We start from the raw sequence: 16,137 nt of genomic DNA, 5'->3' as shown, positions 1-16,137 counted from the left end.
AGGTACCTCGAGTCTGCCGCGCGATGCGGGCAGGCAAAAATCAAAAGAGGAGACAGTCAGTTGCATCCCGAACCACTCACCTCTTGAGCGTCCAGCGGCCGGACATCGGTCCGCCGGCACATGCCCTCGCGCATGCGCCCGACCGTGCTCGATCGCCCGGTGTTTTGCCTGTTAGAACCAACCACAGCACCCTGGCGACATCAGGGGCCATTCGTTTTTTTGTTCAGGTGTCTGGAGGAGATAAGCAATGAAATTTCGCGCGATCATGGGCGCTCTGTGCGCTGCGGGTCTGATGTGTGGCGTGTCGGCCGTGCAGGCCGCCGAGTCGATCGAAGTGCTGCACTGGTGGACTTCGGGCGGCGAATCCAAGGCCGTCGGCGTCCTCAAGGACGACATGACGAAGCAGGGCTACACGTGGAAGGACTTCGCGGTCGCAGGCGGCGCTGGCGCGGCTGCGATGACGGCACTGAAGACGCAGGTGATCTCGGGCAACGCGCCGAGCGCCGCGCAGATCAAGGGTCCGCTGATCCAGGACTGGGCTTCGCAGGGCGTGCTGGTGCCGATCGACTCGGTCGCGGGCGACTGGAAGAAGAACCTGCCGCCGCAAATCGACAAGATCATGCAAGCGGACGGCCACTATGTCGGCGCGCCGTTCTCGGTGCATCGCGTGAACTGGCTGTACATCAACAAGGCAGCGCTGGACAAGGCAGGCGGCAAGGTGCCGACCACGTGGCCTGAGTTCTTCGCGGTGGCCGACAAGATGAAGGCCGCGGGCATCCAGCCGATCGCGATGGGCGGCCAGCCGTGGCAAGACCTGACGCTGTGGGAAGACGTCGTGCTGTCGGAAGGCGCGGACTTCTACAAGAAGGCGCTCGTCGACCTCGACGAGAAGACGCTGACCTCGGAGAAGATGGTTCAGGTGTTCGACACGGTCCGCAAGATCCAGGGCTACTTCGACGCGGGCCGCACGGGCCGTGACTGGAACCTCGCCACGGCGATGGTCATCAACGGCAAGGCCGGCATGCAGTTCATGGGCGACTGGGCGAAGGGCGAGTTTACCAACGCCGGCAAGAAGTCGGGCACGGACTACATCTGCGCGGTGGTGCCGCAAACGGACAAGGCGTACACGTTCAACGTCGACTCGTTCGTGTTCTTCCAGCAGAAGGGCCAGAAGGCGGCGACGCCGGGCCAGCTCTCGCTCGCCAAGACGATCATGTCGCCGGAGTTCCAGGAGCAGTTCAGCCTGTACAAGGGTTCGATCCCGGTGCGTCTCGGCGTGCCGATGGACAAGTTCGACGACTGCGCGAAGAAGTCGTACGCGGATGAGCAAATCGCGATCAAGGCCGGCGGTTATGTGCCGTCGCTCGCTCACGGTATGGCTCAGCCGGATGCCGCTGCAGGCGCGATCTCCGACGTCGTGACGAAGTTCATGAACTCGCAGCAAGATTCGAAGACCGCGGTTCAGGCTCTCGCGAAGGCAGCGAAGACCAAGTAAGCGTAGGTACGAAGCGTTGCGCCCGGCCGCTTGCATCTGAAGCGCCGGGCGCGCCCTTCGGGCCGTGTCGGGTCGGACCTCGAGCTGCTTCGGTTCGCAGCGCAGTCCGGCAGGACGCGGCTTACCCGGGTTTCATGGAGTCACACCCAGGCCGTCGCGGTCCCGCGCCATGTGCGCACGGGCAGCCCGGCGGTACAGTTTCAGCAGGAGTCGAGTAGTGACTGCTTCCATCAGCGGGAACGGGAAAACGGCCACCGTCGCCCGCCGCACGTCGCCCATGGCGGCCCTTGCCGATCGCTATATTCCGAAGCTGGTGCTCGCACCCAGCGTCGTGATCAGCCTGATCTTCGTATATGGCTTTATCGCAATCACCGGCTATCTGTCGCTGTCTACTTCGCGACTGATGCCTCGTTGGGAATTCGCGGGTCTCGACCGCTATCGCGAGCTGTTCCAGAACGACGTGTTCTGGACTTCGGCCGAGAACCTCGGCTGGTTCGGCATTCCGTTCATCGGTATCTGCATCGGTCTGGGTCTGTTGCTCGCGATCCTGCTCGATCAGCAGATCCGCAACGAAGGCGCGCTGCGCGCCGTGTTCCTGTATCCGATGGCGCTGTCGTTCATCGTGACCGGCACCGCGTGGCAATGGATTCTGTCGCCGGGCATTGGCATCGAGAAGGTGTTTCACGACTGGGGCTGGACGAGCTTCGAGTTCAACTGGCTCGGCGACCCGGACCGGGCGATCTTCTGTATCGTGATCGCCGCGGTCTGGCAGTCCACCGGCTTCGTGATGGCGCTGTTCCTCGCCGGTTTGCGCGGCGTCGACAGTGAAATCTTCAAGGCCGCGCAGATGGACGGCGCGGGCCTGCCGACCATCTACCGCAAGATCGTGATTCCGAGCATGCGGCCGGTGTTCTTCTCCGTGCTGCTGATTCTTTGCCACATCACCATCAAGACGTTCGACCTGGTCGTCGCGCTGACCGCCGGCGGTCCGGGCACGTCGTCGTCGCTGCCGGCCATCTTCATGTACACGTTTTCGTTCAATCGCGGGCAGCTCGGCGTCGGCGCGGCCTCGTCGATCATGATGCTCGCCACCGTGGTGGCCGTGCTCGTGCCGCTGATGTATCTGGAATCGAGGAGCACCCGCAATGCAACCTAAGATGACGATGAGCCGTGCCGTCATTTACGCGGCCCTGCTTCTGTTCGCGCTGTACTTCCTGTTTCCGTTGTACGTGATGCTGTCGACATCGTTCAAGGACATCGATCAGCTGCGCACCGGCAACCTGCTGACGCCGCCGACGAGCTGGACCTTCGCGCCGTGGGTCAAGGCGTGGAGCGGCGCGTGTACGGGGGTGCGTTGCGAAGGCATGCAGCCGTTCTTCATGAACTCGGTGCGCATGGTGATTCCGGCCGTGCTGATCTCGTCGATCATCGGCGCGTTCAACGGCTACGTGCTCACGCACTGGCGTTTTCGCGGCGCCGATCCGATTTTCACGATGCTGCTGGTCGGCTGCTTCATCCCGTTCCAGGCGATCCTGCTGCCGATGGCGCGCCTCGAAGGCATCCTCGGCCTGTCGAACACGGTGAGCGGTCTGGTGCTCGTGCACGTGATCTACGGTATCGCGTTCACGACGATGTTCTTCCGCAACTTCTACGTGAGCGTGCCGGCTGAACTCGTGAAGGCCGCGCGTATCGACGGTGCGGGCTTCTTCACGATCTTCACGAAGATTCTGCTGCCGGTGTCGCTGCCGATCTTCATGGTGTGCCTGATCTGGCAATTCACGCAGATCTGGAACGACTTCCTGTTCGGTATCGTGTTCTCCGGCGTCGATTCGATGCCGATCACCGTGGCGCTGAACAATCTCGTGAACACCTCGACCGGCGTGAAGGAATACAACGTGGACATGGCCGGCGCGATCATCGCGGCGCTGCCCACGCTGCTCGTCTACATCATCGCCGGACGTTACTTCGTGCGCGGCCTGACCGCGGGCGCGGTGAAGGGTTAAATCATCGTAGAGCGACGGCGTTTCACCGAATGCGTGCCGCCGTCACCTGACAAGACGTTTTCAAGCAGTACCAGAGACTAGAGGATTCACAGCATGGCAAGCCTTTCCATCCGTGACGTGTACAAGACCTACCCGAACGGGGTGCCGGTTCTGAAGGGTGTCAATATCGACATCGAAGACGGCCAGTTCCTGATTCTGGTCGGCGGCTCGGGCTGCGGTAAGTCGACGCTGCTCAACATGATTGCCGGTCTCGAAACCGTGACCAAGGGCGAGATCCAGATCGACGGCAAGACCGTCAACAACCTGTCGCCGAAAGATCGCGACATCGCGATGGTGTTCCAGTCGTACGCGCTGTATCCGTCGATGACGGTGCGCGACAACATCTCGTTCGGGCTGAACATCCGCAAGGTGCCGAAGCAGGAGCAGACGCAGATCGTCGAGCGCGTGTCGAACACGCTGCAGATCAAGCATCTGCTCGACCGCAAGCCGGGTCAGCTGTCGGGCGGCCAGCGTCAGCGCGTCGCGATGGGCCGCGCACTGGCGCGCGATCCGGTGATGTTCCTGTTCGACGAGCCGCTGTCGAACCTCGACGCGAAGCTGCGTATCGAGATGCGCTCGGAAATCAAGCTGCTGCATCAGCGCCTCGGCACGACGATCGTCTACGTGACGCACGACCAGATCGAAGCGATGACGCTCGGCGACCGCATCGCGGTGATGAAGGACGGCATCGTCCAGCAGTTCGGCGCGCCGCAGGAAATCTACGACTCGCCGTCGAACCTGTTCGTCGCGGGCTTCATCGGCGCGCCTCCGATGAACTTCATCGAAGGCAAGCTGGTCGAGCAGGGCTCGGGTGTCGGCATCGAACTCGATACGGGCATCGCGCGCAAGGTGCTGGTGCTGCCGTTCGATTCGGCGAAGGTGCGCTCGCACATCGGCAACAACGTGATTCTCGGTCTGCGTCCGGAGCGCATCACCGATGCGCGCAGCGCGCACGGCGACGACTCGAAGCTGCAGCCGGTCGAAGTGAAGGTCGACGTGATCGAGCCGACCGGTCCGGACACGCTGGTGTTCGCACAGGTCAACGGCAAGCGCATCGTGAGCCGCGTGCACCCGGCGTCGAACCCGCAACCGGAGAAGAATGCGACGCTGCTGTTCGATACGTCGAAGGCGGTGTTGTTCGATCCGTCGAATGAAGAGCGGATTGCGTAAGCGGTCGCATACGCGCTAGAGACGTCGCATCAGAAAAGCCCCATGCGTTCAGTTGCGCATGGGGCTTTTGCTTTTGGAGCCGTCATGCCGACTCGGGCAAACGCAAATCCGGATTGCTGCGCGCGAGCTCGCCGACCCAATCGATGAACGCGCGCAGCCGCGAACTCAGATTGCGGCGATGCGCATACAGGATCGACAGCGGCGTGCCGGGGCTCGTGTAGTTGCCGAGAATCTCCGTGAGCGCGCCTTGCTCGATCAGCTCGGCGACCATGAAGCGCGACGGCTGGATGATGCCGTGGCCCAGCACGCCCGCGGTGATGTAGACCGAGCCGTCGTTGACGGCGAGCGTGCTATCCATCGCGACGCGCTCGATTTCGCCGTCCACTTCGAATTCGAACGGGAAGGTGCGGCCGCTGCGCGCGGACACGTAGTTGACCGCGCGATGCTCGCCGAGGTCGGCCAGCGTGGTCGGCGTGCCGAACTTCTGCAGATACGCGGGAGACGCGCATGTGACGATGCGCGCAAGCCCGATGCGCTTCGCGACGAGGCTCGACTCTTCGAGCGTGCCCATGCGGATCACGCAATCGACGCCGTCCTGAATCAGATCGATGTTGCGATCCGCGAGACCGAGACGTACGTCGATCGCGGGATATTGTTCGTAGAAGTCGTCGAGCGCGGGCAGCAGCAGCGAGCGCGCGAGCGTGCCGGACGTGTCGACGCGGATCGTGCCGGCCGGATTCTCACGCTTGTTCGATAGCGACGACTCGGCATCGGCGACGTCGGCGAGAATGCGCACGCAACGCTCGTAGAACGACGCGCCGTCTTCGGTCACGCTGACCTGGCGCGTCGAGCGGTTCAGGAGCCGCACGCCGACGTGTTCCTCGAGCGCCTGGATCGTGCGGCTGACCTTCGCGCGCGGCAGATCGAGCGATTCCGAAACCTTGGTGAAGCTGTTCGCTTCGACCACGCGCGTGAAGATCTCCATCGCTTCGAAACGGTCCATAGGGTGCCTTGTGGTGGTGAGCCAAGAGAAGAGCGGGGCAGGTTTGCGACACGACAGGAAGTCTACAGCCACGAAATCAGGTTGTCTGCCGCGCCTCTTTCGCGCGAATCAGCCACCGCCGCTCGCGGCTCAATCCCGGTCCGGCGCGCCGAGCGGAAATAGCGGCCGATACGGCCGCGCCTCGTCGACCGCGCGGGCGAACGACGGCCGCGCGAGCAGCCGCTGCCGGTACGCGCGCACGTGCGCGAACGCGGGGTCGATCGGATGCGTCCAGTCGGCGTAGAACAGGAACGGGGCGGCGCCGCAGTCGGCGAGGCTGAAGCTGTCGCCAGCGGCCCATTCGCGCTCGGCCATGTGGCGATTGAGCCAGGCGTAAGCGGTGTCGAGCATCGCGCGCGCATCGGCGACGCCACGCGCGTCGCGCTCGGCTTCGGGGCGCAGGCTATCGAACACGACCTTTTGCTGCGGCGTCGAAATGTAGTTGTCGAAGAAGCGGTCCAGCATGCGCACCTCGAGCGCGGCGCGCGGGTCGGCCGGCAACAACGCGACAGGCCCCGGATAATGCAGGCCCAGATATTCGATGATGATGGTCGCCTCGACCACCGTGCGCCCGCCGTCGACGAGCACCGGGAAGCGCTTGATCGGCCACAGCGCGGCGAATTCGGCCATGATCTGCGGGTCGTCGTATGCGAGCACGCGCATCTCGAACGGCGTGTGGTTTTCGTACAACGCGGTCAGGGCCTTCTGGCAGTACGACGAGAACGGATGGGCATAAAGCTTCAGGGGCATCGCGATCACCTTTGAAGGTTGCACAGCACGAATCCACGGTGGCGGCGAGAGCCACCGCGCGACGGCCAGGCTGGCCGTTTACCCCACGACGAACGACGGCCGAAAAAATCGACCTCAGACCTTCACGTTTGCCCCATGCGGCGGCAACGACCCCGGCTGCAGCAGCACGACCACCGCGCCGGCGCCGCCGTCATGCGGGCGCGCCTGACAGAACGCGATCACTTCGGCTTTCTGCACGAGCCACGCGCGCACCTTGCCTTTCAGCACCGGCTCCTTGCCGATCGACCCCAAACCCTTGCCGTGAATCACGCGCAGGCAGCGCAGGCCGCGCTTGACCGATTCGCGAATGAATTCCGCGAGCGCCTCGCGTGCTTCTTCGCGCCGCATGCCATGCAGGTCGATCTGCGCCTGCACGATCCAGTCGCCACGCCGCAGCTTGCGCACGACGTCGCGGCTCACGCCGGGGCGGCAATACGACAGCGTTTCGTCGGTTTCCAGCAGCACTTCGGGGTCGAATTCGTCGGAGATCGCTTCGTGCAGCACCGCTTCCTCATCGAGCAGCGTCTGCACCGGCAGGGGCGGCGGGGGATTGCGCGTGAGCGTCGCACGTGGCGGAATCGCGAGCGGCGCGACTTTGCCGATCTCGCGGCGGAACAGATCGGCGTCGGCGGCCGCTTCGCGCTGCGCCGCTCGCGCCGCAGCCTGTTCACGCTCGCGTCGCTCGGCGTCACCCTTCAACGCGTTACGCAACGCGCCGAGCCCGGCGAGCCCGGACGCGCGATCGAGCTTCGGCGCGACGGCGGGTGCAGCCGTCGCGGGCGCGGGGCGCGCGGGGGCCTGCGGACGTTTCGGTTCGTTCGGATGGGGCTGATTCTTCGGCATGTCGGCAATACAGGCGGAAAGGTCGGTGGGTGGTGCGAAGCCGAGGCGGCAAAAACGACAAAGGCCGCCGGCATTGCAGCCGCGGCCTTCGTGAGCCAATGACGGCTGCGCTGCGCGCTACCGTCATTTTACTGTCGCGACCGTGGTCGCGAGTTCGCGCCGCCCGATGGCGGCGCGCCGTGGATCAGCGGATCACCGGTCCGCTTCCGCGCTCATCGCGTGCTCGCCGGCCATCTCGTTGATGGTCTCGAGATAGCGCTGCGCATCCAGTGCGGCCATACAGCCGGTGCCCGCGCTCGTGATCGCCTGGCGATAGATATGGTCCTGCACGTCGCCGGCGGCGAACACACCCGGCACGCTGGTCGCGGTCGCGAAACCGTTCAGGCCGCCCTTGGTGATGATGTAGCCGTTCTTCATCTCGAGCTGGCCTTCGAAGATGTCCGTGTTCGGCTTGTGACCGATCGCGACGAACAGGCCCTGCAGCGCGATGTCGGTGGTCTCGCCAGTCTGCGTGTGCTTGATGCGCAGGCCGGTCACGCCGGAATTGTCACCGGTCACTTCTTCGAGCACATGGTTCCACTTGATCTCGACGACGCCTTCCTTCTCCTTCGCGAGCAGACGGTCGATCAGGATCGGCTCGGCGCGGAATTTGTCGCGGCGATGGATCACGGTGACCTTCTTCGCGATGCCGGCGAGGTACAGCGCCTCTTCGACGGCCGTATTGCCGCCGCCGATCACGGCGACGTGCTGCTGCTTGTAGAAGAAGCCGTCGCAGGTCGCGCAGGCCGACACGCCCTTGCCCATGAACGCCTCTTCCGACGGCAGGCCGAGATATTGCGCCGATGCACCCGTCGAGATGATCAGCGAGTCGCAGGTGTATTCGCCCGAATCGCCGATCAGGCGAATCGGCTTCTCATCGAGCTTCGCCGTGTGGATGTGGTCGAAGATGATTTCTGTGTTGAAGCGCTCGGCGTGCTCGAGGAAGCGCGCCATCAGTTCCGGGCCTTGCACGCCGTTGGCGTCGGCGGGCCAGTTTTCGACGTCGGTCGTGGTCATCAGCTGGCCGCCTTGCGCGAGGCCGGTGACGAGTACCGGCGCGAGGTTGGCGCGCGCCGCGTAAACCGCCGCCGTATAGCCGGCGGGGCCGGAACCGAGAATCAGAACCTTGGCGTGTTTCGTTGCAGTTGCGGGCATGATCGAATCCTTGTACGGCGCGCGGCTCGCCATTGCGTAGCCGTGCGTTTTTGAACTGAAACTGTAGATGGATATCAGACCGGCATTATAAAGGGCGGGGCGTAGGGCTGCGCCATCAAGCTTTCTCATCGCCGCGATAGCGTGGCGGCGTGGGCGCGCGGGGTGAGCACGCGGCGCGATACGACGAATTTAGCGCGCGTCGCGCATCCATTGTGGTCAAACCGCCAAGTTACCGTCATTTACAGCCTCGCGCGGGACACAGCGTTTACAATAGCCCGGATCGAAGTTTCCGGTAGCCGGGATCGGGCCCGAAGCCGCGCGCGGCGAGGCTCGGGCCGCGTTCCCGGCGGCAGTTTCAGCCTGAACCGGCTACCCCAGGCAACAGGATCAATGGCAAAAGCTCCCTATACCGCGAGCGCGCAGGCATTGCCTCACCGCATGTCGCGCCTCCTCACCGAAATCCGCTGGATTCTGCAGGTGGCCCTCGGCGTGTTCCTGCTGATGTCCCTCGTCAGCTACAGCAGGCACGACCCGAGCTGGACCCATGCAGCGCAGGTCGACCATATCTCGAACTGGGCGGGCCGCGTCGGCGCATGGACTTCAGACATCCTGCTGCTGCTGTTCGGCCTGTCCGCCTACTGGTGGATCGTGCTGCTCGGCCGCCACATCTCCGCGAACTACAAGCGCATCACCCGCAACGAAGAGCCGCAGGACGACGACGCGCCGCGCGGCGTCAGCTGGCTCGCGGACGCGTTCGCGTTCATGCTCGTGCTGCTGTCGTGCAACGGCCTGGAGGCGCTGCGCATGTGGTCGCTGAGAGTGCAGTTGCCGCGTGCGCCTGGCGGCGTGATCGGCGAGGCTGTCGCGCGCGGCATCTCGCATGCGCTCGGCTTCACCGGCGGCACGCTCGCGCTTCTGCTCGGTCTCGGCATCGGGCTGTCGCTGTACTTCCGTTTTTCGTGGCTGTCGGTCGCGGAGAAGGTCGGCGAATCGATCATTTCTGCGGTGACCTTCGCGAAGCTGCGCCGCGAGGCCGGGCTCGATCGCAAGCTCGGTGAAGCGGCCGCCGTGAAGCGCGAAGGCAAGGTCGAGAAGGGCCGCGTGCGCATCGAGGAGCACGAGCCCGTGGTGATCGTGCCGCCGCTCGCCGCGCCGGCGAAGTCGGAGCGTGTCGAGAAGGAACGCCAGGTGCCGCTCTTCACCGATCTGCCAGGCGACTCCACGCTGCCGCCCATCTCGTTGCTCGACCCCGCGCCCGCCGCGCAGGAAACCATTTCCGCGGACACGCTCGAATTCACTTCGCGCCTGATCGAGAAGAAGCTGAAGGACTTCGGCGTCGAAGTGAGCGTGGTCGCCGCGTATCCGGGCCCGGTCGTCACGCGCTATGAAATCGAGCCGGCCACCGGTGTGAAGGGCAGTCAGATCGTCAACCTCGCGAAGGACCTCGCGCGTTCGCTGTCGCTCGTGTCGATCCGCGTCGTCGAAACGATTCCGGGCAAGAACTACATGGCGTTGGAGCTGCCGAACCAGCGCCGTCAGACCGTGAGCCTGTCCGAAATTCTCGGCTCGACCGTGTATGCGGATGCCGCGTCGCCGCTCACGATGGGCCTCGGCAAGGACATCGGCGGCAAGCCGGTGTGCGCTGACCTCGCGAAGATGCCGCATTTGCTCGTCGCCGGCACGACCGGTTCGGGCAAGTCGGTCGGTATCAACGCGATGATCCTGTCGCTGTTGTACAAGGCGAGCGCCGAGCAGGTGCGCATGATCCTGATCGATCCGAAGATGCTCGAAATGAGCGTCTACGAAGGCATTCCGCATTTGCTGTGTCCGGTCGTCACCGACATGCGTCAGGCGGGCCATGCGCTGAACTGGGCGGTCGCCGAAATGGAGCGCCGCTACAAGCTGATGAGCAAGGTCGGCGTGCGCAACCTCGCCGGCTACAACAACAAGATCGACGAAGCGGCCAAGCGCGAAGAGAAGCTGCCGAATCCGTTCAGTCTGACGCCTGACGATCCCGAACCGCTCATGCGTTTGCCGAACATCGTGATCGTCATCGACGAACTGGCCGACCTGATGATGGTCGTCGGCAAGAAGGTCGAAGAGCTGATCGCGCGAATCGCGCAGAAGGCACGCGCGGCCGGCATCCATCTGATCCTCGCGACGCAGCGTCCGTCGGTCGACGTGATCACCGGCCTGATCAAGGCCAACGTGCCGACCCGCATGGCGTTCCAGGTGTCGTCGAAAATCGACTCGCGCACGATCCTCGATCAGCAGGGCGCCGAGTCGCTGCTCGGCATGGGCGACATGCTGTATCTGCCGCCGGGCACTGGTTTGCCGGTGCGGGTGCACGGCGCGTTCGTGTCGGATGACGAAGTGCATCGCGTCGTCGACAAGCTCAAGGAGCAGGGCGAGCCGAACTATATCGAGGGCATTCTCGAGGGCGGCGTGAGCGGCGAGGGCGACGAAGGCTCGGCGGGAACCGCGTCCACCGAAGGCGAGTCGGACCCGTTATACGATCAGGCGGTCGACGTCGTGCTGAAGAATCGTCGGGCGTCGATTTCGCTGGTGCAGCGGCACCTGCGCATCGGCTACAACCGGGCGGCGCGTCTGCTCGAACAGATGGAGAATTCGGGCGTGGTGTCGGCGATGTCGTCGAACGGCAATCGCGAGATTCTGGCGCCGGCGCGCGAAGCGGAATAGCCGCAACAAGCCATTGCAGCTATTGCGAGCGCCGCTGGGTCTAGCGCCATGTGCGCCATGTGCGCCATGTGCGCCATCGCGGCTCGACGCCGGCCCAGGTCACTTTGTGTTCAGCGAGTGCGGCGAACCGGCGCAGCCCATCACCGAATTCATTCAACGGAGAAATACCTATGCAAGCAATCGCGCAGCAGGATGCCCGACAGCGTCGAGCGGGCCGCCTCGGCGAGCGCGTGTGCCGCGGCATGCGCAAGATCGCGCGCGCCGCCGGCAGTGTCGCGATCGGTGCGTCGCTGCTCGTCGCGTCGCACGCGTTCGCGAGCGGCACCGAGCAACTGAAGGCCTTCGTCTCGCAGGTCCATTCCGCGCGCGGCACCTTCGTGCAGCAGGAAGTGCGCGCGCCGAGCAAGGCGCAGGGTGCGAGCGCCGCGCTGTCTACCGCGAATCCGGGCAAGCCGACCACGTCGAGCGGCACGTTCATGTTCGCGCGGCCCGGCAAGTTCATCTGGCAATACGAGAAGCCCTACTCGCAATTGCTGCAGGCGGATGGCGACAAGCTGTTCGTCTATGACAAGGATCTGAACCAGGTGACGGTGCGCGCGCTCGGCAACGCGCTCGGCGCGAGCCCGGCGGCGATCCTGTTCGGCAGCAACGATCTGGACAAGAATTTCACGCTGCGCGACGCGGGCGTGAAGGCCGGCATCGACTGGCTTGAACTGACGCCGAAGGCGAAGGACACGCAGTTCGAACGGGTCGGCATCGGTTTCAAGGACGGTAATCTCGAAGCGATGGAATTGCACGACGTGTTCGGTAACGTCACCCTGCTGACTTTCTCGAACATCCAGAAAAATCCGCAACTGCCGTCCGATGCATTCAAGTTCACGGTGCCGAAGGGCGCGGACGTGATCAACGGATGAATCGCGCGGTGCGCGCCGGCGAAGCCGCGCTTGTCGAGCGCGGCTTTTTTGTTTCGCCTGGCACGAGGCGCGCGGATTGCTTAAGATGCGCGCTCTGTGCCGCGATGAAAATCAAATCGTCGTACCGGCAGACGTAATGATTTAGTGCGAGACTGTAAAGACCGGCATCGCTGATGGGCTGAGTTAGCGCGTCCGATCATTTCCAGAATTGGGCTCGCAGTCTCTAACAATTTTTTGCTGCAACGCAACAAAATAACGCCTAAACTGGTCGAAGCTGGTTGTCGCTTCGAATGTCTGGAAAGGTGAGGCATGTCATGAGATTGTCTACGTCACACGATTTACGCTTGTCCCCGTCCCTCCATGTATTCGAACAGGAGGGCGGGTGGCATTGGGGTATCACGGTTCCACGGTCGGCGGGAAGTGGTTTCAAGGTCATTGCATATAGCGAAAAAACTTTTATCGATGAGGCCGAAGCCCATCGGGAAGGCAATCGCGCGCTTGAACGTTTTGCCGATGCGCCGTCGGTTTCCCTTGAACGGCAATAGCTCTGAGATTTTTCATGCACATAGCGTGCACATTATTTGGGTTTGTCGGGCAAAAACCGCAATGATTACCTGTCGGTAATATTTCAATATGCAACGAATTGCATATCCTTTTTGACTTCCGAAAAATCGTAGAGATACTCGTTTTTGAGATATCGCTCTTCCTTTGACTTTCGCGGAATACGAAACCACCCACGCGCTCAGTGTCGAATTGGATGGCGTGAACTATGCCGGAACCTATCGCATCATGACGGGCACCGTCGTCGTCCATTTCTCGAACGAGAGCAAATTCGCGTCGTACGCGCCGAACCGCCCCGAGACTGTCGCCCGTTGGCTGCTCACGGACCTGTGTCGAAAGGTCGAATCGCGTCGGCGCAAAGCCGCGAAGAAATAGCCGGCGGCGCGAACGGCGGCAGGCGGTTTTACCGCCATAAAAAAGACCTGCAACTGCATCGCAGGTCTTTTTATTTTCTGGCGGCCGCGTCTAATGCAACGCGCTCAGACTGGCGCGCTCATGCATACGCAGTCTTGCGCGCCGATACGAACACGTAGTAGCACACCGCGCCGATCGCGAGCGACGGCAGCGTGGCGCCGAGATTCGGCAGCCATTGATTGATCACCTGATACGACGCGATGCCGATCGCCCACGCGACGAACGCGCTCAGGTGCCAACCGCCCGAGAAGCCGTAGCGGCCGCGCACATCGGCGAGGATCGCGGCATCGATGCGGCGCTTGCGCACGATGAAGTGATCCATCAGCACGACGCCGAACAGCGGCGCGAATACCGAGCCGATCAACAGCAGGAAGTTCTGGTACTTCGCCATCGGCACGAGCAGCGCGATCAGCGTGCACAGCGCGCCGAACGCAGCCGACAGCAGCGGCACGCTCGCGCGACTCCAGAACGTGCCGGTCGACACCGCGGCCGAATGGATATCGGCGAACGCATTGTCGATTTCGTCGATCAGGATCAGCAGCAGCGCAAACCCGCCGCCTGCTTGCGCGAGCGCACCGGTGAGCAATGCATCGCCGCCGCCGGCCGCGAGGCCATAGACCGCGCCGAGCGCATAGAACCAGATGTTCGCGATGCCATAGCCGTACAGCGTGCCGCGGAACGTCTCGCCAGCGCGACGGCCGAAGCGCGTGTAGTCGGCGATCAGCGGCAGCCACGACAGCGGCATCGCGACCACGAGGTCGACCGCGCCGCCGAACGACATCTCGCCGGTGCCGGGGCGCTGCATCAGGTCCGCGAGATTGTGGCGCGCGAGCAGGTTCCACGTGAGCCACGCGGCGCCCGCGAGTAGCAGCCAGATCCCCCACTTGCGCAGAAAGCGCCGCACGAACGACAGCGGGCCGCTGATCGCGAGCAAGGTTGCGAGCAGGCCGAAGATCACGGTCCACACGAGCGGCATCGACAGGCCGAATGCCTGTTTCGCGAGCGCATCGGCGGAATCGCGCATCACGATCACTTCGAACGAGCCCCAGCCGACCAGTTGCACCATGTTCAGCACGGCCGGCACCGACGCGCCGCGCACGCCGAGCGTCGGACGCAGCGACGACATCGCCGCGAGGCCGGTGTCGGTGCCGATCACGCCCGCGAGCGCGAGCAGCACGACGCCGATCACGCTGCCCAGTACGATTGCGACGAGCGCGTGCGGCAGCGACAGCCCCGGCACCAGCAGCGCGCCCGCCTGGGCGACGAGCAGGCCGATGCCGAGTGAGAACCACAGCGCGAACGCGTCGCCGGTACGGAACGCGCGGCGCGCGTCGGGCACCGGCGTGAGCGGCGCGTAGGTGGAGCCGGCCTCGCCGGCGACAGAATCTTGAGCCATCTGATGTGTGTTCCTCGTGGTGGTGCGGTGAAGCTCTGTGCTGTGAATTTATGCGCTGTCGGCGCGCCGGGTCGGCCGTCGCGCCGCCGCCGTCACTGTCATAATGCAGGACGTTGCCCGCGTTGTTGCGTCTGCTTGCGGCCGTGCGCGGGCTTTGCGCTTGTCCCGCGCGGCGCCGCTTCAACGCGGCGCGTACCCGGAAAGCCGAGATTATCCCCAAAACGTCATGTTTGAAGAAACCCGTGCCAATGTTCCGCTTGCCGAACGCCTGCGGCCACGCAATATCGACGAAGTGATCGGCCAGTCGCATCTGCTCGGGCCGAACAAGCCGCTCAGGGTCGCGTTCGAATCGGGCGAGGCCCATTCGATGATCCTGTGGGGCCCGCCCGGCGTCGGCAAGACCACGCTCGCGCGGCTGATGGCCGATGCGTTCGACGCACAGTTCATCGCGTTGTCCGCGGTGCTGTCGGGCGTGAAGGATATCCGCGAGGCGGTCGAGACCGCGCAGATCCATCGCGCGAACGGCCATCAGACGCTGGTGTTCGTCGACGAAGTGCATCGCTTCAACAAGAGCCAGCAAGACGCGTTCTTGCCGCACGTCGAGTCGGGCCTGTTCGTGTTCGTTGGCGCGACGACCGAGAATCCGTCGTTCGAGGTCAATAGCGCGTTGCTGTCGCGCGCCGCGGTCTACGTGCTGAAGAGCCTGACCGACGACGAACAGCGCGAGCTGCTCGAACGCGCGCAGAAGGAGCTCGGCGGCCTCACGTTCACCGACGAAGCACGCGCCGCGCTGATCGGCTCCGCCGACGGCGACGGCCGCAAGCTGCTGAACAACCTCGAGATCGTCGCGCGCGCGGCCGCCCAGCAGAAGACCACTGAAATCGACGGCGCGCTGTTGGGCAGTGCGCTTGCGGAAAATCTGCGCCGCTTCGACAAGGGCGGCGACGCGTTCTACGACCAGATCAGCGCGCTGCATAAATCGGTGCGCGGCAGCAACCCGGACGGCGCGCTGTACTGGTTCTGCCGCATGCTCGACGGCGGCGCGGACCCGCGTTATCTGGCGCGGCGCATCGTGCGCATGGCGTGGGAAGACATCGGCCTCGCGGACCCGCGCGCCGCGCGCATCACGCTCGACGCCGCCGAGACCTACGAGCGTCTCGGCTCGCCCGAAGGCGAACTCGCGCTCGCGCAGGCGATCATCTATCTGGCGGTCGCGCCGAAATCGAATGCCGGGTACAACGCGTACAACGAGGCGCGGCGCTTCGTCGGCAAGGACCAGTCGCGCGCGGTGCCGGTGCATCTGCGCAACGCGCCGACCAAGCTGATGAAGGAACTCGGCTACGGCCACGATTATCGCTATGCGCACGATGAACCCGATGCGTACGCGGCCGGCGAGACCTATCTGCCAGACGGCATGCGCGAGCCGCATTGGTACGAGCCGACGCCGCGGGGCCTGGAAGGCAAGATCGGCGAAAAGCTCGCGCGCCTTGGCGAGCTCGATGCGCGGTGGCGCGCCGAGAACAAGCCGAAGAAGGCTTGAGGCGTTTCGCCTGTGCCGGTGCGCTAAAATCGCGTTT

General features: G+C 64.0%; 12 protein-coding genes. 7 read left to right on the top strand and 5 right to left on the bottom strand.

Features of this window, described 5'->3' with window-relative positions:
* Positions 1 to 247: 247 nt before the first annotated feature.
* From VSR82_RS19415 to VSR82_RS19400, 4 genes are all read left to right on the top strand, one after another.
* Positions 248 to 1,495 (top strand): ABC transporter substrate-binding protein, encoded by a 1,248-nt coding sequence (locus VSR82_RS19415; RefSeq protein ID WP_410849691.1) that lies wholly within the window; start codon positions 248 to 250, stop codon positions 1,493 to 1,495.
* 217 nt (positions 1,496 to 1,712) lie between these two features.
* Positions 1,713 to 2,651 (top strand): carbohydrate ABC transporter permease, encoded by a 939-nt coding sequence (locus VSR82_RS19410; RefSeq protein WP_176121165.1) that lies wholly within the window; start codon positions 1,713 to 1,715, stop codon positions 2,649 to 2,651.
* Entirely contained in the window at positions 2,641 to 3,498 is an 858-nt protein-coding gene (locus VSR82_RS19405) for a carbohydrate ABC transporter permease (RefSeq protein ID WP_368584525.1), read from the top strand. Before VSR82_RS19410 ends, VSR82_RS19405 begins: the two co-directional genes overlap by 11 nt.
* 93 nt (positions 3,499 to 3,591) lie before the next feature.
* Positions 3,592 to 4,707 (top strand): ABC transporter ATP-binding protein, encoded by a 1,116-nt coding sequence (locus tag VSR82_RS19400; RefSeq protein ID WP_368584526.1) that lies wholly within the window; start codon positions 3,592 to 3,594, stop codon positions 4,705 to 4,707.
* Between the two features lie 82 nt (positions 4,708 to 4,789).
* Here VSR82_RS19400 and VSR82_RS19395 read toward each other — a convergent pair whose 3' ends face one another.
* From VSR82_RS19395 to trxB, 4 genes are all read right to left on the bottom strand, one after another.
* Positions 4,790 to 5,710 (bottom strand): LysR family transcriptional regulator, encoded by a 921-nt coding sequence (locus VSR82_RS19395; RefSeq protein WP_368584527.1) that lies wholly within the window; start codon positions 5,708 to 5,710, stop codon positions 4,790 to 4,792.
* Between the two features lie 129 nt (positions 5,711 to 5,839).
* Positions 5,840 to 6,499 (bottom strand): glutathione S-transferase family protein, encoded by a 660-nt coding sequence (locus VSR82_RS19390; protein ID WP_429460594.1) that lies wholly within the window; start codon positions 6,497 to 6,499, stop codon positions 5,840 to 5,842.
* Between the two features lie 114 nt (positions 6,500 to 6,613).
* Positions 6,614 to 7,381: a Smr/MutS family protein gene (locus VSR82_RS19385; RefSeq protein WP_498857996.1), complete on the bottom strand. Its 768-nt coding sequence runs from the start codon at positions 7,379 to 7,381 to the stop codon at positions 6,614 to 6,616.
* Between the two features lie 192 nt (positions 7,382 to 7,573).
* Positions 7,574 to 8,575: a thioredoxin-disulfide reductase gene (gene trxB / locus VSR82_RS19380; protein WP_368584530.1), complete on the bottom strand. Its 1,002-nt coding sequence runs from the start codon at positions 8,573 to 8,575 to the stop codon at positions 7,574 to 7,576.
* Between the two features lie 390 nt (positions 8,576 to 8,965).
* Between trxB and VSR82_RS19375 the strand changes: the two genes are divergently transcribed.
* Both VSR82_RS19375 and lolA read left to right on the top strand, forming a co-directional pair.
* Entirely contained in the window at positions 8,966 to 11,275 is a 2,310-nt protein-coding gene (locus VSR82_RS19375; RefSeq protein WP_429460589.1) for a DNA translocase FtsK, read from the top strand.
* 170 nt (positions 11,276 to 11,445) lie between these two features.
* On the top strand, positions 11,446 to 12,189 hold the full coding sequence (gene lolA, locus VSR82_RS19370) for an outer membrane lipoprotein chaperone LolA (RefSeq protein WP_429460587.1): 744 nt from the start codon (positions 11,446 to 11,448) through the stop codon (positions 12,187 to 12,189).
* A 1,054-nt stretch (positions 12,190 to 13,243) separates the two neighbouring features.
* On the opposite strand, the gene cytX is transcribed toward lolA, so the two are convergent.
* Positions 13,244 to 14,560, bottom strand: coding sequence for a putative hydroxymethylpyrimidine transporter CytX (cytX, locus tag VSR82_RS19365; protein WP_429460583.1), 1,317 nt, complete (start codon positions 14,558 to 14,560; stop codon positions 13,244 to 13,246).
* A 226-nt stretch (positions 14,561 to 14,786) separates the two neighbouring features.
* Here cytX and VSR82_RS19360 point away from each other — a divergent pair, with 226 nt between their 5' ends.
* Positions 14,787 to 16,100 carry a replication-associated recombination protein A gene (locus VSR82_RS19360; RefSeq protein ID WP_368584536.1) on the top strand — a complete coding sequence of 438 codons (1,314 nt, stop codon included), beginning with the start codon at positions 14,787 to 14,789 and terminating at the stop codon, positions 16,098 to 16,100.
* Positions 16,101 to 16,137 lie beyond the last annotated feature (37 nt).

This window comes from Burkholderia sp. JPY481, assembly GCF_038900515.1.
Lineage (GTDB): Bacteria > Pseudomonadota > Gammaproteobacteria > Burkholderiales > Burkholderiaceae > Paraburkholderia > Paraburkholderia youngii.
The sequence above is the reverse complement of the archived record's forward strand: the minus strand, read 5'-3'. Positions and strand labels throughout refer to the sequence as shown.

What these genes read in the sequence shown, in the direction of transcription:
- VSR82_RS19415 (WP_410849691.1), top strand. Translation starts at nt 248, where the DNA reads ATGAAATTTCGCGCGATCATGGGCGCTCTGTGCGCTGCGGGTCTGATG.
- VSR82_RS19405 (WP_368584525.1), top strand. Translation starts at nt 2,641, where the DNA reads ATGCAACCTAAGATGACGATGAGCCGTGCCGTCATTTACGCGGCCCTG.
- VSR82_RS19400 (WP_368584526.1), top strand. Translation starts at nt 3,592, where the DNA reads ATGGCAAGCCTTTCCATCCGTGACGTGTACAAGACCTACCCGAACGGG.
- VSR82_RS19395 (WP_368584527.1), bottom strand. Translation starts at nt 5,710, where the DNA reads ATGGACCGTTTCGAAGCGATGGAGATCTTCACGCGCGTGGTCGAAGCG.
- VSR82_RS19390 (WP_429460594.1), bottom strand. Translation starts at nt 6,499, where the DNA reads ATGCCCCTGAAGCTTTATGCCCATCCGTTCTCGTCGTACTGCCAGAAG.
- VSR82_RS19385 (WP_498857996.1), bottom strand. Translation starts at nt 7,381, where the DNA reads ATGCCGAAGAATCAGCCCCATCCGAACGAACCGAAACGTCCGCAGGCC.
- trxB (WP_368584530.1), bottom strand. Translation starts at nt 8,575, where the DNA reads ATGCCCGCAACTGCAACGAAACACGCCAAGGTTCTGATTCTCGGTTCC.
- VSR82_RS19375 (WP_429460589.1), top strand. Translation starts at nt 8,966, where the DNA reads ATGGCAAAAGCTCCCTATACCGCGAGCGCGCAGGCATTGCCTCACCGC.
- lolA (WP_429460587.1), top strand. Translation starts at nt 11,446, where the DNA reads ATGCAAGCAATCGCGCAGCAGGATGCCCGACAGCGTCGAGCGGGCCGC.
- cytX (WP_429460583.1), bottom strand. Translation starts at nt 14,560, where the DNA reads ATGGCTCAAGATTCTGTCGCCGGCGAGGCCGGCTCCACCTACGCGCCG.
- VSR82_RS19360 (WP_368584536.1), top strand. Translation starts at nt 14,787, where the DNA reads ATGTTTGAAGAAACCCGTGCCAATGTTCCGCTTGCCGAACGCCTGCGG.